Here is a 20008-nt window from a genome sequence, read left to right as displayed (position 1 = left end):
GCCACGGCGCATGGTTGCGAAGATCGGAATCGATGTTCGCCGGCGATCGTGCGCAAATCGCAGATGTGGCCGTGTCCTTCGGCACGAAGGACACGGCGTAAGGAGTGAATGATGAAGATCATGGTGCTGGGCAGTGGCGTCATCGGGGTGACCACGGCCTATTATCTCGCCGAGGCCGGCCATGAGGTGACGGTGATCGACCGCCAGAAAGGCCCGGCGCTGGAGACCAGCTTTGCCAATGCCGGCGAGATTTCGCCCGGCTATGCCTCGCCCTGGGCCGGCCCCGGCATTCCGCTCAAGGCGATCAAGTGGCTCCTGATGAAGCACGGCCCGCTGGTGGTCCGGCCGGCCTTCGACCCGCATATGTGGACATGGCTGGTCAAGATGCTGCGCAACTGCACCGCCGAGCGTTACGCCATCAACAAAGCGCGCATGGTGCCGCTGGCGGAATACAGCCGCGACACGCTGAAGGCGCTGCGCGAAGCGACCGGCATTGCCTATGACGAGCGGACCCAGGGCACGCTGCAATTGTTTCGCACGCAAAAGCAACTCGACGGCACCGGAGGCGATGTCGAGGTGCTGAAGAAATATGGCGTGCCGTACGAAATCCTCGACCAGGATGGCTGCATCGCGGCAGAGCCGGGGCTGGCCGGCGTGCGCGAGAAGTTCGTCGGGGGGCTGAGACTGCCGCATGACGAGACCGGCGACTGCAAGATGTTCACCGACAGGCTGACCGAGCTCTGCGTGGCGCGCGGCGTCAAGTTCGAGTACGACGTGACCATCTGGCGCGTCATCCGCAGCCGCAATCGTGTCGCCAATCTGAGCACCAGTGCTGGCTGGAAGGCGGCAGACGCCTATGTCATGGCGCTGGGCAGCTATTCGGCGGGTTTCATGCGCCGGATGAAGCGGTCGATCCCGGTCTATCCGGTCAAAGGCTACTCGATCACGGTGCCGATCAAGGACGCCGCCGCCGCACCGGTGTCGACCGTAATGGACGAGACCTACAAGGTCGCGATCACCCGGCTTGGCGACCGCATCCGCGTCGGCGGCACGGCCGAGATTTCCGGCTTCGATCTCAGGCTGCACGAATCGCGGCGCCGCACCCTGGAACACTCGGTCGGCGATCTCTTTCCGGGCGCCGGCGCCATGCGCGAGGCGACGTTCTGGTGCGGGCTGCGGCCGATGACGCCGGATGGACCACCGCTGATCGGCCGCACCGAACTGTCCAACCTCTATCTCAATACCGGCCATGGAACGCTGGGCTGGACCATGGCCTGCGGCTCGGCCAAGGTGCTGGCCGACATCATCTCGAACCGGGTACCCGACATCGACGTGCGTGCCCTGGCGCAGGAGCGTTATCTTAAATAGCCCGCGCGCGTCTCGCCGGCGCGCTCTGTTCCTTGCTTTGATGCATGTCGTTGCCCCAAAACCGGGGCCACTTTTGGGCGACATCTCTTGGGTGGATGCAATTCCGGGCGGAAAACCGCTTCGCACTTTTCCTGGAATTGCATCAGAACGCCTGCCTGACCCAGGCCTCGTCGAACAGCAGCCGGTAGGCCCACGGGATCGTCAGTTTGGTGGAAACCGGGTTCGAGTGGGCGAGATAGTCGTCATAGACCGGCTTCATCCTGGCGTAGAAGGCGGGGTCGAGCACCATCATGCCGTTCTCGGAATCGTGGAAGAAGCTGCGGTTGTTGAGGTTGACCGAGGAGATGGCGACCAGCCTTTCATCGATCAGCATGATCTTGGAATGCAGCACCACGTCAGGTGCCTTGAATTCGCGGATGTCGATGCGGTCGCCATATTTCTCGACGAACAGCTTGTTGAGCGCGGTGAGGAACCTGCCGCCGATATCGCCCTTGAGGTCGATGCGGCCGACAATGTCGATCTTGACGCCGCGGGCGAGCGCCCGATCGAAGGCCCGGGCGAGGCTCGGCGTCAGATTGAGGTAAGGGTTGACGATCTGGATATGGTGCTGGGCGGCGTCGACCAGCTCGACGAAATAGGCCTCCAGCGCGTGGTCATCCTCATAGGGCACCGAAATGAAATGCCGGACATTGCCAGATGGCAGGCCATCTCCGTGGACCGGGACGGAGAAGGGACGCACCAGGTTTGTGTCGGCGTCGCGCAGCCATATTGTCGACAGATGCGCGGCGAGCGTCTCGACCATCGCCCTGTCGGCGAACTCGATGTCGAAGTCGCTCCAGTTCGAATAGTAGTTCAGCGAAAGGCCATCGGTCTTGCCGTATTGCTCGAGGTCCGGATAGCGGGACAGATCGATCGGCCGGTGGAACAGGAAGCCATCATGGATGTTGCGGCCGCCGATGATGACGCGCGAACGCGCGGGGTCCTGCGCCAGCGTCGCCAGCATCTTGATATGATGGGTCTTGTGCAGCTGTGAAATCTGCTCGTCGATCGGCGCGCCATGATCCGCCCGCCAGCGGTATTCCTGCAGCTCGACATTGGGGAATTCGGCCGCCAGGCGCTGCAGCATGGCGTCGTCCTTGTCACGTTCAAGCACGTCGGTGACCATGATGCGCACCTTGGCGCCAAGCGCTGCATGATGGCGGATCAGCCGTTCGATGATGCGCCCGGAAAAGTCGGCCTTGAATTCGAGCGAGGACAGATAGATCAGCTTCAGCCTTGGCACCTTCGAGAAATCGAGCGGCAATTCCGGATCGCCCTTGTCTATTGCCGCATCGGACAGCGGCGCGCCCATCAGTGCCTCGACCTTGGCGTTGAAGCCGTCGCGCGATTTGCGCAGCAGCCTGGGCTGGCCGATCGGCATGGCGCAGGTCTGCGACAGCCACCGGCCGGCATAGAAGGCGCGCTCGAGGGCGTCGAGGCCGGCGCCGTCGGGGACCGGGCAGCGCTGGTAGCGGCTATCCAAACTGGCGAGCGCCGGATCGGCGGTCTCTACGCGCCGGATGGTGAGCGGCGCGCCGGCGGGCGCGAGGCTGGAGCGGATCCTTGCCGTGCACCGGTTCAGGTCATCGGCCGGAAACAGGCTGACCGTGTCGTTCTCGCTCGACAGGCGAAGGCGGAATGCCGCGCCGGCGGCAATGGTGCGTGAGGCTCCGGCGGCGCGGATCGCCAATGCGCCGTCGCAACTGCCTTCGATATCGGCTGGCTGCTGGCCGGCCTGGCGCACGACGATCTCGGTGCTGCGTGCCTGCAAGCCGGAAAAATCGAAGGTCTTGGAAGCCGAGGCCCGCGCCGCCGCATCGATGTAGAGCGTCTGCCGCGACACCCGCCAGCGGCCGTTGAAATGGCCGTCGCCGCCGCCCCCACTGGCCGGCGGCAGATGTGCGTTGGCGACCGGTCCGGCCAGTTGCCGCAACGTCGAATATGTTGCCTGGAAATCGCGGTTCTGGACATCGCGGCGGTTGCGCCCGAACGGGCCGGTGCCGTTGGCTCGGTCCATGGCGCCGAGCTGGTTGTTGGCAAGCAGCGCCAGGAACCGTCTTTCGTAGTCGCTGTCGATGGCATTGCCGAAGAACCACGCCGCCGCGAACTGTGGCCCGGGCGTGCCGGCCGACAGCGAGGGCCGCGCGCAAGCTTCCTGTCCCGCCAGGAAGTCGCAGGCATTGCTACCCGCACCGGCACAACCGGCAAGGGCAGCCAGCCCGAACAGGGCGAGGATGACGATCGTGCGGCTATTCACCCGTTGGCTCCGGCCTTCATGGCGCTCAACTGCGCCGGGTCGCGCGGCGGCATGAAACCTTGCGGAAAAACCTTGCAGACGGGTATGGCGAAGGTGGCGATCAGCAGTTCGGCCTCGCTGCGCGTCTTGCGCGGTGCCGTCTTGTCGTCGCGGATTGCCCGCGCCGAGGCGACAAGGGCGCCGTCGCAGTCGCAATGGTCGCGGCGGGCGATGTAGCAGGCGTCATGGGTTCGGCAAACGGCGTCGAGGCGGTCGACCGGCCGGGCCGACAGATCGCCGGTGCGGGTGCCGGGACCGCAGTAATTGCCGATGACGAAAGGCGAGGGGCGCGCCATGGCGTAGCGGATCGGCCTGGGCAATTCGGCTTCCGGTGCCTTTGTCCATGGATTGGCGCATGCGGAGACAAGAAGCAGCGGCAGGATGGCAAGAACGGCTCGCATGTCTATCCGCGCCAGCTTTCTGAAAGATGTCCCCACCCGGCGCCCGCCTTGCGTGGCCGAGGGCCGCACGCCTGATGCCACACTGGCTGGTTTTGTGGCAAGGAAAAGGCGGCGTGTGGGGACCGGCCGTGTTTGTGCCGTGACGGCGCTTCTACAGGAAGAGGCCCCGCTCACGCTCAACCGCCTTGGTGATGAAGCTGGCGACGATCTGGACGCGGCGCAGCGGCCTCACCGATTCATGGTAGACCAGCCAGTAGGCGCGGCGGATGGGCGCGACCACGTCGACGGCCACCAGCTCCGGCATCGAGCGGGCGACGAAGGTGTGCAGGATGCCGATGCCGGCGCCCGAGCGCACGGCTTCGGCCTGGCCGAGCGCCGAGGAGATGGCGAAGCTGGTGCGCCAGTCCGCGCTGAATTCGGCCGCGTAGTCGAGCGAAGGGCTGACGATGAGGTCCGGCACATAGCCGATGAGGGTGTGCCGGCCGAGTTCGGCGGCGGTTCTGGGCAGTCCATTGGCTTCGGCGTAGGCGCGCGACGCGAACAGGCCGAGCGAATAGTCGACCAGCTTTCCGGCAACCAGCCGCCCTTCGGTCGGCCGCTCGACGGTAATCGCGATATCGGCCTCGCGCCGCGACAGCGAAAAGGAGCGCGGCACCGGCACGAGCTGGATGGTGAGTTCGCGGTGCAGGGCGGTGAGTTCGCCCAGCCGCTTGGCCAGGAAGGCGACGCCGAAGCCGTCGGGTGCACCGATGCGCACGGTTCCGGACACGTCGTCGCCTTCGCCCGATATGGTCGAGCGGGCGGCGATCATGTCGCCTTCCATGCGCTCGGCGATGTCGAGGAAGCGCTCGCCTGCCGGCGTCAGCTCGCTGCCGGTGGTCAGGCGGCGGAAGAGTTTTGTCCTCAGTGCTTCCTCCAGGGCCGCGATGCGGCGCGAGACGGTGGCATGGTTGAGCTCCAGCCGCCGCGCGGCGCCAAGGATCTGGCCGGCGCGCGCCACGGCGAGGAAGATGCGCACGTCATCCCAGTTCAAGGGCGTGGTCCGACAGGACGGAGGGGCGTGTGAGGGAACTCAACTTAACGATTCCAGCGATGACAAACTCACCCTACCATTTGCGACAATTGATGCACAGGCACCCACCGTTATCTATTTTCCGCACAACGGTTGCGTTCTCCCTCGCGTTGCCTTCGCCACCACAAAGGCGGACAATGCGCCATCACAAACAAGGGAGAGAAATCATGATCGACTACGGTCATTTCATCGGCGGCAAGCGTGTCGCCGGCACCAGCGGGCGCAAGCAGGACGTCATGCAGCCGATGGACGGCTCGGTGCGCGGCACCGTGGCGCTGGCCTCGCAGGCGGAACTGCGCGCGGCGGTCGAAAATGCCAAGGCCGCGCAGCCCGCATGGGCGGCCACCAATCCGCAGCGCCGCGTGCGCGTGCTGATGAAATTCCTCGAACTGGTCGCCCGCGACTATGACGAACTGGCCGACATCCTGGCGCGTGAACACGGCAAGACCATCGCCGACGCCAAGGGCGACATCCAGCGCGGCCTCGAAGTGGTCGAGGTCTGCATCGGCGCGCCGCACATGATGAAGGGTGAGTTCACCGACGGCGCCGGCCCCGGCATCGACGTCTATTCGATGCGCCAGCCGCTCGGCGTGGTCGCAGGCATCACGCCGTTCAATTTCCCCGCCATGATCCCGCTTTGGAAAATCGCGCCGGCGATCGCTTGCGGCAATGCCTTCATCCTGAAGCCTTCGGAGCGTGATCCGGGCGTGCCGATGCGCATTGCCGAACTGTTCATCGAGGCCGGCCTGCCTGCCGGCATCCTCAACGTCGTCAATGGCGACAAGGATGTCGTCGACGCCATCCTCGACGATCCCGACATCAAGGCCATCGGCTTTGTCGGCTCGACGCCGATCGCCCACTACATCTATTCGCGCGGTACGGCGGCCGGCAAGCGCGTGCAGTGCTTCGGCGGCGCCAAGAACCACATGATCATCATGCCCGATGCCGACATGGACCAGACCGTCGACGCGCTGATCGGCGCCGGCTACGGTTCGGCCGGCGAGCGCTGCATGGCAATCTCGGTCGCCGTGCCGGTCGGCAACGACACGGCCAACCGGCTGATGGAAAAGCTGATCCCTCGCGTCGAGAGCCTGAAGGTCGGTCCGTCGACGGATTCGGCCGCCGATTTCGGCCCGCTGGTCACCGCCCAGGCGCTGGAGCGCGTCAAGGGTTATGTCGACACCGGCGTCAAGGAAGGCGCCAAGCTGGTGGTCGACGGCCGCGGCTTCAAGATGCAGGGTTACGAGGACGGCTACTATATGGGCGGCTGCCTGTTCGACAACGTGACCGCGGACATGCGCATCTATAAGGAAGAGATCTTCGGACCGGTGCTCTCGGTTGTGCGTGCGCCGCGCTATGAGGATGCGATCAAGCTCGCCAACGACCACGAGATGGGCAATGGCGTCGCCATCTTCACCCGCGACGGCGATGCCGCCCGCGACTTCGCCAGCCGTGTCCAGGTCGGCATGGTCGGCGTCAACGTGCCGATCCCGGTGCCGATCGCCTACTACACGTTCGGCGGCTGGAAGGCGTCTTCCTTCGGCGACCTCAACCAGCACGGCCCGGACGCCTTCCGCTTCTACACCAAGACCAAGACGGTGACCTCGCGCTGGCCGTCCGGCATCAAGGACGGTGCCGAGTTCGTCATCCCGACGATGAACTAAGCCGGACGGTTTCTTGGCTGCGCGTCCTCGCCTTCGGCTGCGGGCGCGCGGGCCGGCATCAAGGACGGAACCGAGTTCGTCATCCCGACGATGAGCTGACCGGACGCTCCCCTAAACCGAAGTTGAGAAAGCGCGGTGCAAACCGCGCTTCTTTTTCATGGGCGTCGGGAATGCGGGGGCTTTCGTCCGCTTAAGCCTTGCGCCGTCCAGCTGCGCCGCCGCGAGCGCAACGTCAGGTACATTATGCCAATGCCTCGCGCCCCGCGAGCATCTCCACATTCTAATAATTCCATCGCCGTGTGATGGAACCAACAGACCACCATCCGCCTTAGGCTTTATTCCTGCCACGCGTGCAGGCAATCAAACAGCGCCGGTGGCAGCCGGGGTTCTCGTCTGGCGCAAGGAGGTGTCAGATGACACGATTTCTTATGGCGACACTTTTGGCGGCGGCCGCGATGACCGGTGGAATCGCGCCAGCGAACGCGGCGGCGCAATGCGCGGCGCGCGCGGACATCATCAAGGCGCTCGGCGACAAATTCCACGAAACCGAGGCCGGGCGCGGCCTGATCAATCCGAACGTCGTCCTCGAGATCTTCATCTCGGATAAGGGTAGCTGGACCGTGCTGGCCTCGGACACCAAAGGCCAGAGTTGTGTTCTGTCGGTCGGCGAAGGCTGGGACAGCCCGACCATCACCGCGGCGATGCCGGGCGCTTGACGGCGCGACGCTGCAGCGGGACCTCCCGGCGGCGGCCTTCAGACCGTCGGAATTGTGCCGCCATCGATGACGTACTCGGCGCCGTGGATTGCGGATGCGCGATCCGAAACGAGGAAGGCCACCAGTTCCGCGATCTCTTGCGGCCATGCCGGCCGGCCGATCGGGATGCCGCCCATCGCGTCCATGATACCTTGGCGGGCGGTCTCCTCATCCGAGCCCGAATGGGCCGCCAGCCGCTTCACCATTGCCTCCGAGGCGGTGGTGTGGATCCAGCCCGGCGCCACTATGTTCACGCGAATGCCTTGTGGGCCGAGTTCCTTGGACAGCGCCTTGCTGTAATTTGAAAGGGCCGCCTTCGCCGCCGCATAGGCGATGGTGGATTCGTGGAGCGGCAACCGGCGCTGGATCGACGAGATGTGTACGATCGCCCCGGAGCCCTGCTCGATCATGCGCGGGACAAGCAGGCGGTCGAGCCGCACCGCCGCAAGCAGATTAAGATTGAGTTCATCCTGCCAGATCCGGTCGGACAGCGCCGCGAAACCGCCGCCTGGGCTTTTCGACCCGCCAACGCTGTGAATGACGATGTCGATGCCGCCAAGACGGTCGATGATGGCGGCGGCCACGTTTGCCGCACCGTCGAGAGTGGCGACGTCAGCTTGCACGAAGAGTTCCGCCGGTGATCCGGCGTCGGGCGAACGGGCTGTCGTCGCGACCGTTGCACCTGCTGCGGCAAGCCGGTGAACGATAGCTTCGCCGGCGCCTTTGGTGCCGCCGGTGACCAGCACGCGCCTGCCCCGGAACTCCTGGTCATCGATCGCGAATGTCTGCCGGATGGTCATAGGCCAATCTCCAGTTTCGCGATCCGGTCGCCGCCCAGCGTGAAATTGTAGTGGAGCGTTATCGGGCTGCCGGGGAAGTCACCGGAGACGATACCGGCGATCCGCCATGCGTTGGCTGTGACACCGGCCTCCTTCACCTCGACTGTCGCGTGATATTTGTCGGTCGTACTTTGCATCCACCTGCGGATCGCTTCGGTTCCGCGATGGGTCTCGCCTTCGTCCTTGACGATGGCGTCCAGCGTGAAAGGCGCGAGCATCGCGCCGATGTCGTGGCGGTTGTTGGCGGCGAAATAATCCGCCAGCGGCGGAGGAAGGGTCACGGTCACGGTTTGTCTCCAATTGGATGCCGCCGTCTGTGGGAGGGGGCGGCTGTTGTCGGCCGCTAAGATGAGGTATGCTGGAGAAATGACAAGAACCGACGAAAAAGTAAGGTACTTACCCGAAAGTGAGGCTGAGACGCTGACGCCGCTCTCCGCAGCGAGCGGTGTGGAAAACGTGCTACGCATCCTCGAGGGCCGTTGGAAGCTGGTGATCCTGTTCCATCTGTTCGGCGGCAAAGTGCTGCGCTTTTCAGACCTCGAGCGGGCGATACCGGCTATTTCGCAGAAAATGCTGATCCAGCAGCTCCGGCAGATGGGCGCCGACGGGATTGTCCGCCGTATCGTTCACCATCAAGTACCGCCAAAGGTCGAGTATTGCCTGACCGATTGGGGTCAGGCCCTGTGCCCGGCTCTCGATGCTCTGTTGAAATGGGCGGCGCAAAAGGGCTCCGCCGACGCCTGACCGAGCCTATCGTGTCGCAGCCACCTCGGCATGGCCGCGCAGCAGCGCCATCAGCTTCTTGGCGTCCTTGGCGGCGCCCTCCTCGTCGCCGTCGAGGATCGAGCGGATCAACGCGACATGGTGCTCAGCGGATTCCGCCAGCCCGGTGTCCGACTTGTAGCGGAACCAGAAGCGGCGGCTGTGGGTCTGCAACGGGGCGGCCAGCCGGGCGGCGAACGGATTGTCGGCGGCCAGCGCCAGCGCTTCGTCGAGCGCCTTGTCGGCCTGGATGAAGGCAAGCACATTGCCCGAGATCACCGCCTTCTGCATGGCAAGCGCGGCCTCGTGAAACAGGTCGGCGGCCTCGCGGGTGACGAAGCGTGCGGCCGATCGTGCGAGCACCACCTCGACGCCGCGCCTTGCGTCGAGCACGCGCAGCCAGTCGCCGGGATGCAGCGGTGCGATCGCGATGCCGGCACGCGGCCTGACATCGAGCAGTCCCTCCCAGGCCAGCCGCTGGATCGCCTCGCGCACCGGCGTGCGGCCGAGCGCCAGCCGCTCGATCAGGGAGCCCTCGGTGACAAAACTCGCCGGCGCCAGTTCGAGCGTCACGATCATGTGTTCGAGGACGCGATAAGCCCTGGTCGCCGCGGGCTCGGACACGGTGCTTGCTTCCATGGATATCAAAGGCGGTCTCCTGATATATCTAAAATATATCATAACAGATTCCGCATTGACAGCGGCTTTCCTAACAGATATACGGCTGATATATCAGATGGAGAGATAGTCATGTGGACCGGAGTTTTCCCCGCCGTCACGACCAAATTCACCGCCGACGACCGGCTCGATCATGCCGAGATGGAGCGTTGCTTCAGCCTGCAGATGGAGGCCGGCTGCGACGGCATCATCGTCTGCGGCTCGCTCGGCGAAGGGCCGATGCTGTCGCCTGACGAGAAGATCGAGGTGCTGAAGACCGCGCAGAAGGTCGCTGGCAAGAAGCCGGTGCTGCTGACGGTCAACGAGGCCGGCACCCGCGAGGCCGCCAGCATCGCCAGGCGCGCCGCCAAGGAAGGCGCCAACGGCCTGATGGTGGTGCCGAGCCCGATCTATCATACCAACGCGGAAGAGACCGTGGCGGCGCTGCGCGCCGTGGCCGAGGCCGGCGACCTACCGGTCATGATCTATTCCAATCGGCTCGCCTACCGCGTCGATGTCACCGTCGACCAGATGGAGGAGCTTGCGTCGGACAAGCGTTTCGTCGCCATCAAGGAATCCTCCGACGACATCCGCCGCTCGACCGAGATCATCAACCGCCTGGGCAGCCGCTACGACCTGTTCACCGGCGTCGACAATCTCGCCTTCGAGGCGCTGTCGGTGGGCGCCATCGGCTGGGTGGCTGGCCTGGTCACCGCCTTCCCGCGCGAGACCGTCGCCATCTACCAGCTGATGAAGCAGGGACGCCGCGAAGAGGCGCTCGCCATCTACCGCTGGTTCCGGCCGCTGCTCGACCTCGATGTCTCGACCTATCTGGTGCAGAACATCAAGCTTGCCGAAGTGTTCGCCATCAACACCAATGACCGCGTGCGCATGCCGCGCATGCCGCTGTCGGGCGAACGCCGCAAAGCGGTCGAGAAGATCGTCAAGGATGCGCTCGCGGTGCGGCCGACGCTGCCGCAGTTCTGAATTGGCGATGGCCCAGGCCCCCTCATCCGGCCGCTTCGCGGCCACCTTCTCCCCAAGGGGAGAAGAGTTCGCCAGCGTTGGCGTCAGCCTCTTCTCCCCAGCGGGGAGAAGGTGGCCCGAAGGGCCGGATGAGGGGGCTGGCACGGAGAAGCGAGAGAGGGCGTTTTGCACTGTGCGCCGCCATGAGTAACAATGCCGTAATCGACATCGCCATCATCGGTGGCGGCATCATCGGCATCTGCGCGGCGGCCTTCCTTGCCGAGGCGGGACTGGATGTCACGGTCTTCGACCGCACCGGTATCTGCGAGGAGACGAGTTCCGGCAACGCCGCCGCCTTCGCCTTTTCCGACGTGCTGCCGCTGGCGCACAAGGGCATGATCCGGCAGCTGCCGAAATGGCTCGCCGATCCGCTCGGCCCGCTCAGCATTCCGCCCGTCTACCTGCCGAAGCTGCTACCCTGGCTGGTTCGCTTCTGGCGCGCCGGCGCGCCAGGGAAATACGAGGCGAGCCTGGCGGCGCAGTCCGGCATGATGAAGCTTGCTGAGGCCGAGTGGATGGATCTGCTCGATCGTTCCGGCACGCGGCCGATGCTGCGTGAGGACGGTTCGCTCGAGCTCTATGAAAGCGAAGCCGAGTTTCGCGCCTCGATGTCGGGCTGGGCGGCGCGCGAGCGCTTCGGCATCGGCTTCCGGCACGTCGAGGGCAAGGACCTGGCGGACTTGCAGCCGGGGCTGTCACCGCGTTTCGTCAGGGGCACCTTCGTGCCGGGATGGAAGACGGTCGCCGATCCAAAACTGCTCGGCAAGGCCGTGTGGGCCTACGCGCAGTCCAAGGGTGCCCGTTTCGAGATGGCCCGCATCGACCGGGTCGCCGCCGGTCAAGACGGCGCGACACTGACGCTGGCAGACGGCTCGAACAGGCAGGCCAGGCACCTCGTCATTGCCGCGGGCGCCTGGTCGCACCTGCTGGCGCGGCAGCTCGGCGACCGCATTCCGCTGGAAACCGAACGCGGCTACAACACGACATTGCCGAGAGCCGCGTTCGACGTGAGGCGGCAACTGATCTTCTCCGGCCACGGCTTCGTCATCACCCCGCTCGACACGGGCCTGCGCGTCGGCGGTGCCGTCGAGCTTGGCGGCATCGAACGGCCGCCCAATTTCGACAGGGCGAAAGCGCTCTTGCGGAAGGCGCAGGCATTCCTGCCGGGGCTCGATCCCACGGGCGGACGCGAATGGATGGGGTTCCGGCCCTCGCTGCCGGATTCGGTGCCCGTCATAGGCAAGGCAGCGCGAAGCCGGTCGGTCATCTATGCCTTCGGCCACGGCCATCTCGGCCTGACCCAGGCTGCGGCAACCGGGCGGTTGATCAGGGAATTCGTTCTGGGGCAGACTTCGTCCGTCGATCTGGTCCCCTTCAGCCCACAACGATTTTGATTTTTTCGGGTTTTGATTTTCGAGGAGCGACATGGCCAAGAAATCCTTCTTCTGCATCGACGGTCACACCTGCGGCAACCCGGTGCGGCTGGTCGCCGGCGGCGGCCCGCTGCTGCAGGGCTCGACAATGATGGAACGGCGCGCGTATTTCCTCGCCGAATACGACTGGATCCGCACCGGCCTGATGTTCGAGCCACGCGGCCATGACGTGATGTCGGGCTCGATCCTCTATCCGCCGACGCGCGAGGACTGCGACATCGCCATCCTGTTCATCGAGACTTCAGGCTGCCTGCCCATGTGCGGCCACGGCACGATCGGCACGGTGACGATGGCCATCGAGCACGGGCTGATCGTGCCGAAGACGCCTGGCGTGCTCAGGCTCGACACGCCGGCCGGCCTCGTCATCGCCGAATACAAACAGGTCGGCGAGTATGTCGAGGAGGTGCGCATCACCAACGTGCCGTCGTTCCTCCATGCCGAAGGGCTGACGGTCGAATGTCCCGGGCTCGGCGAGATCACGGTGGATGTCGCCTATGGCGGCAATTTCTACGCCATCGTCGAGCCGCAGGCGAATTATCGCGACATGGCGGATTATTCGGCCGGCGACCTCATCGCCTGGAGCCCGGTGGTGCGGCAACGGCTCAACGAGAAATATACCTTCGTGCATCCGGAAAACCCAGGGATCAACCGGCTGTCGCACATGCTGTGGACCGGCAAGCCGACGGTCGAGGGCGCGGATGCGCGCAATGCCGTCTTCTACGGCGACAAGGCGATTGATCGCTCGCCCTGCGGCACCGGCACCTCGGCGCGCATGGCGCAGCTCCATGCCAAAGGCAAGCTCAAGGCCGGAGACGCTTTCGTCCATGAATCGATCATCGGGTCGCTGTTCAAGGGCAAGGTCGAAAAGGAGGTCAACTTGGCCGGGAAGCAGGCAATCATCCCCTCGATTGGCGGTTGGGCGAGGATGACCGGACTGAACACCATCTTCATCGACGACCGCGATCCGTTCGCGCATGGTTTTGTGGTCAAGTAGGGAGAATCCTGACCCTACGGAAAGGAGTGTGACGAAAAAACGAACCGTGTCAGGAACGCAACGATTCTTCTCATCACCTAATTTTGACGGTGATTTCTTCGAAACGGAGCGCATGATGAGGCGCAATCGTCAAAGACATTGCGTTATGCCAATGATAGGGTCCGCGATAGTCCAGGGGCTGGGGTGGAAAAAACGGGCGATCGGGAAGGCGTGGTTGGAAACACGCGGAGCGATCAAAAAAAATCACGTTGCAATCCGGCCTCGAAACTTTACGACTAGGGGAAATACGAAAAGGAATGCGTCTGCATGGGCGACATTCCAGGGGAGCCATGTACACATGCAGTACTTCGTCCAGCAGCTTATCAATGGGCTGACGCTGGGATCGATCTATGGGCTGATCGCGATCGGCTACACGATGGTCTACGGCATCATCGGCATGATCAATTTCGCCCATGGCGACATCTTCATGGTGGGCGCTTTCACGGCGCTGATCGTCTTCCTCATCCTCGGCGCGCTGTTTTATTCGGTGCCCGTGGTCATCGCGCTGCTGGTCATGATGATCGTGGCGATGCTGCTCACCAGCCTTTACAACTGGACGATCGAGAAAGTGGCCTACCGGCCGCTGCGCGGTTCGTTCCGGCTGGCGCCGCTGATCACCGCCATCGGCATGTCGATCGCGCTGTCGAACTTCGTCCAGGTGACGCAAGGGCCGCGCAACAAGCCGATCCCGCCGATGGTCAGCCAAGTCTACAACATCAACGGCGTCAGTGTGTCGCTGAAGCAGATCATCATCGTCATCGTCACCGCTTTGCTGCTGGCGGTGTTCTGGTACCTGGTCAACAAGACCTCGCTTGGCCGGGCGCAACGCGCCTGCGAGCAGGACCGCAAGATGGCGGCACTGCTGGGCATCGACGTCGACCGCACCATCTCGATCACCTTCATCATGGGTGCGGCCCTTGCCGCCGTCGCCGGCACGCTTTTCCTGATGTACTACGGCGTCATCGCCTTCTCCGACGGCTTCGTGCCGGGTGTGAAGGCCTTCACGGCTGCGGTGCTTGGCGGCATCGGCTCGCTTCCGGGGGCCGTGCTCGGCGGACTGCTGATCGGCTTCATCGAGAGCATGTGGTCGGCCTATTTCTCGATCGACTACAAGGATGTCGCCGCCTTCTCGATCCTGGCGATCGTCCTGATCTTCCTGCCTTCCGGCATATTGGGCCGGCCAGAAGTCGAAAAGGTCTGAGACCATGGCCGTAACCGTATCTCCAGAGCGCGACACCGTCGCCAGTCCCGTGCAGCGCGCCCTGCGCGAGGCCTTCTATGCCGGCGCCATCGCGCTTGGCCTGTTCGTGCTGTTCATCGGCCTCAAGACCGACCAGAACATGTCCAACGAACTGGTCGTGGTGCAGCGCTGGGGCCTGCTTGCCGCGGTGGTGATCGCCACCGCCGTCGGACGCTTCCTTTACGTTGCCTACGGCCAGCCCTTCATGGCCAACCAGAAGGTCGCCAACGTGACCACCGGCCTCATGCCGGCAAGCGTTGCATCCCGCTTCTTCACCCTGCCGGCCTTCATCGGAGCGGCGGTCGCCATGGTGCTGCTGTTCGTGTTCAACAGCTCTCTCGCCGGATGGGTTGGGGCAGAGCCGGCCGGCTATCTGCAATTCCTGCGTGCCCTGTCGGTCATCTATGTGCTGGCCTGCGTGATCTATTACTTCCGCGCCTTCATCCATGCCAACTTCACCAAATTGGGCATCTCGGCCCTGGTGCTGTACCCGATCCTCGTGGTCGCGGTGCTGTCGCTCAACGCCTGGTCGATCACCGGAGGGTTGCAGGGTTCGTTGAAATGGGTCGATAATTTCGGCATCCAGATCCTGATCTATGTGATGCTGGCCTGGGGACTGAACATCGTCGTCGGCCTCGCCGGTCTGCTCGATCTCGGCTACGTCGCTTTTTATGCGCTTGGCGCCTATGCCTATGCGCTTCTGGCCACGCATTTCGGCCTGTCGTTCTGGATATTGTTGCCCGCCGCGGGCGCCATGGCAGCGCTCTGGGGGGTGCTGCTCGGCTTTCCCGTGCTGCGCCTGCGCGGCGACTATCTGGCGATCGTGACGCTCGCCTTCGGCGAGATCATCCGCCTCGTGCTGATCAACTGGCGCGAGGTCACCAATGGGTCGGCCGGCATCTCCGGCATTCCCAAGGTCAGCTTCTTCGGCCTGATGACCTTCAACGTGTCGGACCCGAACTACATCGCCAAGGTGCTGAACATCGCCACGTCCAGCGCCTACTACAAGATCTTCCTCTACTACCTGATCCTTGGGCTCTGCCTGTTAACCGCCTTCGTCACCATCCGGCTGCGGCGCCTGCCGGTCGGCCGCGCCTGGGAAGCCTTGCGTGAGGACGAGATCGCCTGCCGCTCGCTGGGCATCAACACCACCACGACCAAGCTCACCGCCTTTGCCACCGGCGCCATGTTCGGCGGTTTTGCCGGCTCCTTCTTCGCCGCCCGGCAAGGTTTTGTCAGCCCGGAATCCTTCGTCTTCCTGGAATCGGCCATTATCCTGGCCATCGTCGTCCTTGGCGGCATGGGCTCGCTGGTCGGCATCGCCGTCGCCGCGATGGTGATGATCGGCGGCACCGAGGCGCTGCGCGAACTCGATTTCCTCAAGCAGGTCTTCGGGCCCGATTTCACACCGGAACTCTATCGCATGCTTCTGTTCGGCATGGCCATGGTCATCGTCATGCTATGGAAGCCGCGCGGCTTTGTCGGCAGTCGTGAACCAACCGCCTTCCTTAAGGAGCGAAGGGCTGTCTCAGGCTCCTTCACCAAGGAGGGCCACGGCTGATGAATGCGACCACGCAAATGAACGACGCCATCCTGCAGGTCGAGCATCTGTCGATGAAGTTCGGCGGTCTGGTCGCCATCGGCGACCTGTCCTTCACCGCCAGGCGCGGCGAAATCACCGCGCTGATCGGTCCCAACGGCGCCGGCAAGACCACGGTGTTCAATTGCATCACCGGCTTCTACAAACCGTCGGAAGGCATGATCACGCTCAACCGGGCCGACGGTTCCAGCTACCTGCTGGAACGGCTGCCCAACCACGAGATCCCGGCGCGAGCCAAGGTGGCGCGCACCTTCCAGAACATCCGCCTGTTCTCGGGCATGACGCTGCTGGAGAACCTGCTTGTCGCCCAGCACAACAAGCTGATGAAGGCTTCGGGCTATACGATCCTGGGCCTGTTCGGCTTCAGCGGTTACCGCAAGGCCTCGGCCGAATCGGTAGAGCTTGCCAAGCACTGGCTGGAGAAGGCCGATCTCGTCGATCGTGCCGACGATCCGGCAGGCGACTTGCCCTATGGCGCGCAGCGGCGGCTCGAAATCGCGCGCGCCATGTGCACCGGTCCTGAGCTGCTGTGCCTCGACGAACCGGCGGCCGGCCTCAACCCGAAGGAATCGGCGGCTCTCAACGAACTGCTGATGGGAATCAAGCATACGACCGGCACCTCGATCCTCTTGATCGAGCACGACATGTCCGTGGTCATGCAGATTTCCGACCACGTCGTGGTGCTGGAATATGGCCGCAAGATCTCCGACGGCAATCCGCAGTCGGTGCGCACCGATCCGCGCGTCATCGCCGCCTATCTCGGCGTCGATGACGAGGAGGTCGAGACCGTGCTCACCGAAGTCGGCGACGAGGACGTCATCGAACAGCTCGATATCGGCCCCGACTCCACGCATGGCCCGGGGACATCGGCGTCGTATCTGGCCGGGCCGGTGAGCGACACCGTCGGCCATAGCGAAGGCGAACGGGTGACCGTGTCGAAAGGCGCCTCGAAGGCAGCGCAGGTCGACGCCCGCGCCGCCACCGTGGCAAGCAGGCCTGTCGCGCCGACCCCGACGCCGGCCAAGTCCGCCGCGAAGAAGGCGGCGCCAAGGAAAACGGCCGCAAAGGCGCCTGCCACGAAGGCCGAAGGTGTTTCGAACCGCCTCGCTGCCCCCCGTGGCGGCAAGGCCGACAATCTGACCCGCATCAAGGGCATCGGTACGGTCAACGAGAAGAAGCTCAACGAACACGGCATCTTCCACTTCGACCAGATCGGCGCCTGGAAGAAGGCCGACGTCGAGGCGGTCGAGGCCTATCTCGACTTTGACGGGCGCATCGCGCGCGAGGAGTGGGTCAAGCAGGCGAAGCTGCTCGGTCAGGGCAAGGATACGGAATTCTCGCGCCGCGTCGATGCGGGCAAGGTGGCGACGAGTCATGCTTCCGGCAAGGCCGCGAGCACAGGCAAGCCCGTTCAGGGCAAGCGTGGAGGGGGCAAGTGATGGCCACGACAACGCTGCTCGATATCAAGGGCGTGGAGACCTACTACGGCAACATCCGGGCGCTGAACGGCGTCAATGTCACCGTCAAGCAAGGGGAGATCGTGGCGCTGATCGGCGCCAACGGCGCCGGCAAGTCGACGCTGATGATGACCATCTTCGGGGCCCCACGCGCCCGCACCGGCACCATCACCTTCGCCGGGACCGATATCACCCAGCTGCCGACGCACGAAATCGCACGAATGCGCATTGCCCAGTCACCCGAGGGCCGGCGCATCTTCCCGCGCATGACGGTGATGGAAAACCTGCAGATGGGCGCCAGCCTCGACAACCTCAAATATTACGGCGAGGACGTCGAGAAGGTGTTCACGCTGTTCCCCAGACTGAAGGAGCGGATCGCCCAGCGTGGCGGCACCTTGTCGGGCGGCGAACAGCAGATGCTGTCGATCGGACGCGCATTGATGGCGCGGCCGAAACTGCTGCTGCTCGACGAGCCGTCGCTGGGCCTGGCGCCGCTGATCGTCAAGCAGATCTTCGATGCCATCCGCGAATTGAACCGCACCCAGGGGCTGACCGTGTTCCTGGTCGAGCAGAACGCGTTCGGCGCGCTCAAGCTCGCCACGCGCGGCTATGTCATGGTCAACGGCAATGTGACGATGAGCGGCACCGGCAAGGAGCTGCTCGCCAATCCGGAAGTGCGCGCCGCCTATCTCGAAGGCGGACATCACTGAGTTCAGGAGACTTCCCATGCAAGGCATTCTCTACGAGGAACCGTCGATCTGGCAGTTCTTCTTCGTCACCTGCCTGCTCGGCGGATGGGCGGCATGGATGACCGGCAAGGCCAGCGCCCAGACATGGCGCAGCTTCATCCAGCTGTTTGCCTATCTGCTCGGGCTCGGCATCGGCATCCGCTTCATCCATCACGCGCTGTTCGACGGTACGATGTTCTCGCTGCATTACTATATCGTCGACACAGTCGTGCTGATGATACTGGGCTTTGTCGGCTATCAATACACACGAACCCACCAGATGGTCACACAGTATAATTGGCTCTACGAAAGAGCTTCAATCTTGAGCTGGAAACCGAAAGGTTGACGGTCATCATTAACGCCGCGTCAGGGATGAATCGGCGTGACAAGTGCCTGAAAATCGGCAAACTATGCTTTCTGCGATAAGGGTGGGCATCGCATGAAAGCTTCATCCACGCCCACTCCGTTAATGGGAGCGTTTAAATGAAAAAGTCACTTTTGTCCGCCGTGGCCCTGACCGCGCTCGTCGCGTTCGGCGGCAACGCGTGGGCTGATGTAATGTTCGCCGTCGCCGGACCGATCACCGGTCCGAACGCGGCCTTCGGCGCGCAGCTGCAGAAGGGCGCGGAAGCGGCGGTCGCCGAGATCAATGCCAAGGGCGGAATCAACGGCGAGCAGATCAAGCTCGAAATCGGCGACGACGTCTCCGACCCGAAGCAGGGCATCTCGGTCGCCAACAAGTTCGTCGGCGACGGCGTCAAGTTTGTGATCGGCCACTTCAACTCCGGCGTGTCGATCCCGGCCTCCGAAGTCTACGCCGAAAACAACATCGTCGAAATCACGCCGGCCGCAACCAACCCGAAGTTCACCGAGCGCGGCCTGTGGAATGTGTTCCGTACCTGCGGACGCGACGACCAGCAGGGCAGCATCGCCGGCGGCTACATCGCCGCGAACTTCAAGGATGCCAAAGTCGCCGTGATCCATGACAAGACCCCTTATGGCCAGGGCCTCGCGGACGAAACCAAGAAGGCGATGAACGCCGCGGGCATCAAGGAAGTGATGTATGAAGGCGTCAATGTCGGCGACAAGGACTTCTCGGCGCTGATCGCCAAGATGAAGGAAGCCGGCGTCACCCTGATCTACTGGGGAGGCCTGCACACCGAAGCCGGCCTGATCATCCGTCAATCCGCGGACCAGGGCCTCAAGGCACCGATGATGTCGGGCGACGGCATCGTGACGGACGAACTCGCCGCGATCGCGGGCGACGCCGTCGCCGGCACGCTCAACACGTTCGGCCCCGACCCGCGCCTGATCCCGGCCAACAAGGAGCTCGTCGAGAAGTTCCGCGCGCAGGGTTTCGAGCCGGAAGCCTACACGCTCTACGCCTACGCCGCCGTGCAGGTGGTCGCCGAGGCAGCTGCCGCCGCCAAGACGAACGATCCGCAGGCCGTCGCCAAGGCGATGCATGAAAACGGCCCGTTCCCGACCGTCCTGGGCGATCTCGCCTATGACGCCAAGGGCGATCCGAAGCTGCCGGGCTACATCATGTACGAATGGAAGAAGAAGGACGACGGCAAGTATTCCTGGTTCCCGAAGTCGTAATTCATTCGGATCCGAAACCAAACGATGCCCGGCGCC

Annotated in this window: 19 protein-coding genes; 13 read left to right on the top strand and 6 right to left on the bottom strand. The window is 63.8% G+C overall.

Features of this window, described 5'->3' with window-relative positions; all coding sequences use genetic code 11:
• Positions 1–111 precede the first annotated feature (111 nt).
• Entirely contained in the window at positions 112–1368 is a 1257-nt protein-coding gene (locus EN861_RS07840) for a D-amino acid dehydrogenase (RefSeq protein WP_127280556.1), read from the top strand.
• A gap of 142 nt (positions 1369–1510) precedes the next feature.
• Here the strand turns inward: EN861_RS07840 and EN861_RS07835 are convergent, their stop codons facing one another.
• The 3 genes from EN861_RS07835 to EN861_RS07825 all read right to left on the bottom strand — a co-directional run bounded on the left by EN861_RS07835 (position 1511) and on the right by EN861_RS07825 (position 5137).
• Positions 1511–3664, bottom strand: coding sequence for a phosphatidylserine/phosphatidylglycerophosphate/cardiolipin synthase family protein (locus tag EN861_RS07835; protein WP_135863245.1), 2154 nt, complete (start codon positions 3662–3664; stop codon positions 1511–1513).
• Complete coding sequence (locus EN861_RS07830; RefSeq protein WP_135863243.1) at positions 3661–4104, bottom strand: hypothetical protein; 444 nt, start codon at positions 4102–4104, stop codon at positions 3661–3663. The genes EN861_RS07835 and EN861_RS07830 overlap by 4 nt, the downstream gene beginning before the upstream one ends.
• Positions 4105–4255: 151 nt before the next feature.
• A complete protein-coding gene (locus EN861_RS07825; protein ID WP_127872154.1) occupies positions 4256–5137 on the bottom strand; it encodes a LysR family transcriptional regulator in 882 nt (293 codons plus the stop codon).
• 206 nt (positions 5138–5343) lie between these two features.
• Here EN861_RS07825 and EN861_RS07820 point away from each other — a divergent pair, with 206 nt between their 5' ends.
• Positions 5344–6840, top strand: a complete 1497-nt coding sequence (locus EN861_RS07820) for a CoA-acylating methylmalonate-semialdehyde dehydrogenase (protein WP_127872153.1) — start codon at positions 5344–5346, stop codon at positions 6838–6840.
• Positions 6841–7253: 413 nt separating this feature from the next.
• Complete coding sequence (locus EN861_RS07815) at positions 7254–7556, top strand: hypothetical protein (protein ID WP_127280981.1); 303 nt, start codon at positions 7254–7256, stop codon at positions 7554–7556.
• Positions 7557–7594: 38 nt separating this feature from the next.
• Here the strand turns inward: EN861_RS07815 and EN861_RS07810 are convergent, their stop codons facing one another.
• Together EN861_RS07810 and EN861_RS07805 are read right to left on the bottom strand one after the other, a co-directional pair.
• The gene (locus tag EN861_RS07810; protein WP_127872152.1) at positions 7595–8395 is read right to left on the bottom strand and encodes an SDR family oxidoreductase; all 801 of its coding nucleotides are present in this window, start codon (positions 8393–8395) and stop codon (positions 7595–7597) included.
• A complete protein-coding gene (locus EN861_RS07805; protein ID WP_127276538.1) occupies positions 8392–8721 on the bottom strand; it encodes a nuclear transport factor 2 family protein in 330 nt (109 codons plus the stop codon). The genes EN861_RS07810 and EN861_RS07805 overlap by 4 nt, the downstream gene beginning before the upstream one ends.
• A gap of 79 nt (positions 8722–8800) precedes the next feature.
• On the opposite strand from EN861_RS07805, the gene EN861_RS07800 reads away from it, so the two are divergent.
• Positions 8801–9178, top strand: a complete 378-nt coding sequence (locus EN861_RS07800; protein ID WP_127276536.1) for a winged helix-turn-helix transcriptional regulator — start codon at positions 8801–8803, stop codon at positions 9176–9178.
• A gap of 6 nt (positions 9179–9184) precedes the next feature.
• On the opposite strand, the gene EN861_RS07795 is transcribed toward EN861_RS07800, so the two are convergent.
• Positions 9185–9877 (bottom strand): GntR family transcriptional regulator, encoded by a 693-nt coding sequence (locus tag EN861_RS07795; RefSeq protein WP_189343586.1) that lies wholly within the window; start codon positions 9875–9877, stop codon positions 9185–9187.
• Between the two features lie 69 nt (positions 9878–9946).
• Between EN861_RS07795 and EN861_RS07790 the strand changes: the two genes are divergently transcribed.
• The 9 genes from EN861_RS07790 to EN861_RS07745 all read left to right on the top strand — a co-directional run bounded on the left by EN861_RS07790 (position 9947) and on the right by EN861_RS07745 (position 19972).
• Positions 9947–10840, top strand: coding sequence for a dihydrodipicolinate synthase family protein (locus tag EN861_RS07790; protein ID WP_127276532.1), 894 nt, complete (start codon positions 9947–9949; stop codon positions 10838–10840).
• A gap of 182 nt (positions 10841–11022) precedes the next feature.
• Complete coding sequence (locus EN861_RS07780; RefSeq protein WP_189343585.1) at positions 11023–12273, top strand: FAD-dependent oxidoreductase; 1251 nt, start codon at positions 11023–11025, stop codon at positions 12271–12273.
• Between the two features lie 31 nt (positions 12274–12304).
• The gene (locus tag EN861_RS07775) at positions 12305–13306 is read left to right on the top strand and encodes a 4-hydroxyproline epimerase (protein WP_135863238.1); all 1002 of its coding nucleotides are present in this window, start codon (positions 12305–12307) and stop codon (positions 13304–13306) included.
• A gap of 337 nt (positions 13307–13643) precedes the next feature.
• A complete protein-coding gene (locus EN861_RS07770) occupies positions 13644–14546 on the top strand; it encodes a branched-chain amino acid ABC transporter permease LivH (RefSeq protein WP_127276526.1) in 903 nt (300 codons plus the stop codon).
• Positions 14547–14550: 4 nt separating this feature from the next.
• Entirely contained in the window at positions 14551–16146 is a 1596-nt protein-coding gene (gene livM / locus EN861_RS07765; RefSeq protein WP_127276524.1) for a high-affinity branched-chain amino acid ABC transporter permease LivM, read from the top strand.
• On the top strand, positions 16146–17624 hold the full coding sequence (locus EN861_RS07760; protein ID WP_127276522.1) for an ATP-binding cassette domain-containing protein: 1479 nt from the start codon (positions 16146–16148) through the stop codon (positions 17622–17624). The genes livM and EN861_RS07760 overlap by 1 nt, the downstream gene beginning before the upstream one ends.
• Positions 17624–18352: an ABC transporter ATP-binding protein gene (locus EN861_RS07755; RefSeq protein WP_127276520.1), complete on the top strand. Its 729-nt coding sequence runs from the start codon at positions 17624–17626 to the stop codon at positions 18350–18352. The genes EN861_RS07760 and EN861_RS07755 overlap by 1 nt, the downstream gene beginning before the upstream one ends.
• Before the next feature lie 16 nt (positions 18353–18368).
• Positions 18369–18716 (top strand): DUF6867 family protein, encoded by a 348-nt coding sequence (locus EN861_RS07750; RefSeq protein ID WP_127276518.1) that lies wholly within the window; start codon positions 18369–18371, stop codon positions 18714–18716.
• Positions 18717–18853: 137 nt separating this feature from the next.
• Positions 18854–19972, top strand: coding sequence for a branched-chain amino acid ABC transporter substrate-binding protein (locus EN861_RS07745; protein WP_127276516.1), 1119 nt, complete (start codon positions 18854–18856; stop codon positions 19970–19972).
• The last annotated feature ends 36 nt before the right edge of the window (positions 19973–20008 follow it).

Source organism: Mesorhizobium sp. M8A.F.Ca.ET.218.01.1.1 (assembly GCF_004791165.1).
GTDB lineage: Bacteria > Pseudomonadota > Alphaproteobacteria > Rhizobiales > Rhizobiaceae > Mesorhizobium.
The sequence above is the reverse complement of the archived record's forward strand: the minus strand, read 5'-3'. Positions and strand labels throughout refer to the sequence as shown.

What these genes read in the sequence shown, in the direction of transcription:
- EN861_RS07745 (WP_127276516.1), top strand. Translation starts at nt 18,854, where the DNA reads ATGAAAAAGTCACTTTTGTCCGCCGTGGCCCTGACCGCGCTCGTCGCG.
- EN861_RS07810 (WP_127872152.1), bottom strand. Translation starts at nt 8,395, where the DNA reads ATGACCATCCGGCAGACATTCGCGATCGATGACCAGGAGTTCCGGGGC.
- EN861_RS07820 (WP_127872153.1), top strand. Translation starts at nt 5,344, where the DNA reads ATGATCGACTACGGTCATTTCATCGGCGGCAAGCGTGTCGCCGGCACC.
- EN861_RS07755 (WP_127276520.1), top strand. Translation starts at nt 17,624, where the DNA reads ATGGCCACGACAACGCTGCTCGATATCAAGGGCGTGGAGACCTACTAC.
- EN861_RS07780 (WP_189343585.1), top strand. Translation starts at nt 11,023, where the DNA reads ATGAGTAACAATGCCGTAATCGACATCGCCATCATCGGTGGCGGCATC.
- EN861_RS07775 (WP_135863238.1), top strand. Translation starts at nt 12,305, where the DNA reads ATGGCCAAGAAATCCTTCTTCTGCATCGACGGTCACACCTGCGGCAAC.
- EN861_RS07830 (WP_135863243.1), bottom strand. Translation starts at nt 4,104, where the DNA reads ATGCGAGCCGTTCTTGCCATCCTGCCGCTGCTTCTTGTCTCCGCATGC.
- EN861_RS07795 (WP_189343586.1), bottom strand. Translation starts at nt 9,877, where the DNA reads ATGATATATTTTAGATATATCAGGAGACCGCCTTTGATATCCATGGAA.
- EN861_RS07800 (WP_127276536.1), top strand. Translation starts at nt 8,801, where the DNA reads ATGACAAGAACCGACGAAAAAGTAAGGTACTTACCCGAAAGTGAGGCT.
- livM (WP_127276524.1), top strand. Translation starts at nt 14,551, where the DNA reads ATGGCCGTAACCGTATCTCCAGAGCGCGACACCGTCGCCAGTCCCGTG.
- EN861_RS07750 (WP_127276518.1), top strand. Translation starts at nt 18,369, where the DNA reads ATGCAAGGCATTCTCTACGAGGAACCGTCGATCTGGCAGTTCTTCTTC.
- EN861_RS07770 (WP_127276526.1), top strand. Translation starts at nt 13,644, where the DNA reads ATGCAGTACTTCGTCCAGCAGCTTATCAATGGGCTGACGCTGGGATCG.
- EN861_RS07815 (WP_127280981.1), top strand. Translation starts at nt 7,254, where the DNA reads ATGACACGATTTCTTATGGCGACACTTTTGGCGGCGGCCGCGATGACC.
- EN861_RS07790 (WP_127276532.1), top strand. Translation starts at nt 9,947, where the DNA reads ATGTGGACCGGAGTTTTCCCCGCCGTCACGACCAAATTCACCGCCGAC.
- EN861_RS07760 (WP_127276522.1), top strand. Translation starts at nt 16,146, where the DNA reads ATGAATGCGACCACGCAAATGAACGACGCCATCCTGCAGGTCGAGCAT.
- EN861_RS07840 (WP_127280556.1), top strand. Translation starts at nt 112, where the DNA reads ATGAAGATCATGGTGCTGGGCAGTGGCGTCATCGGGGTGACCACGGCC.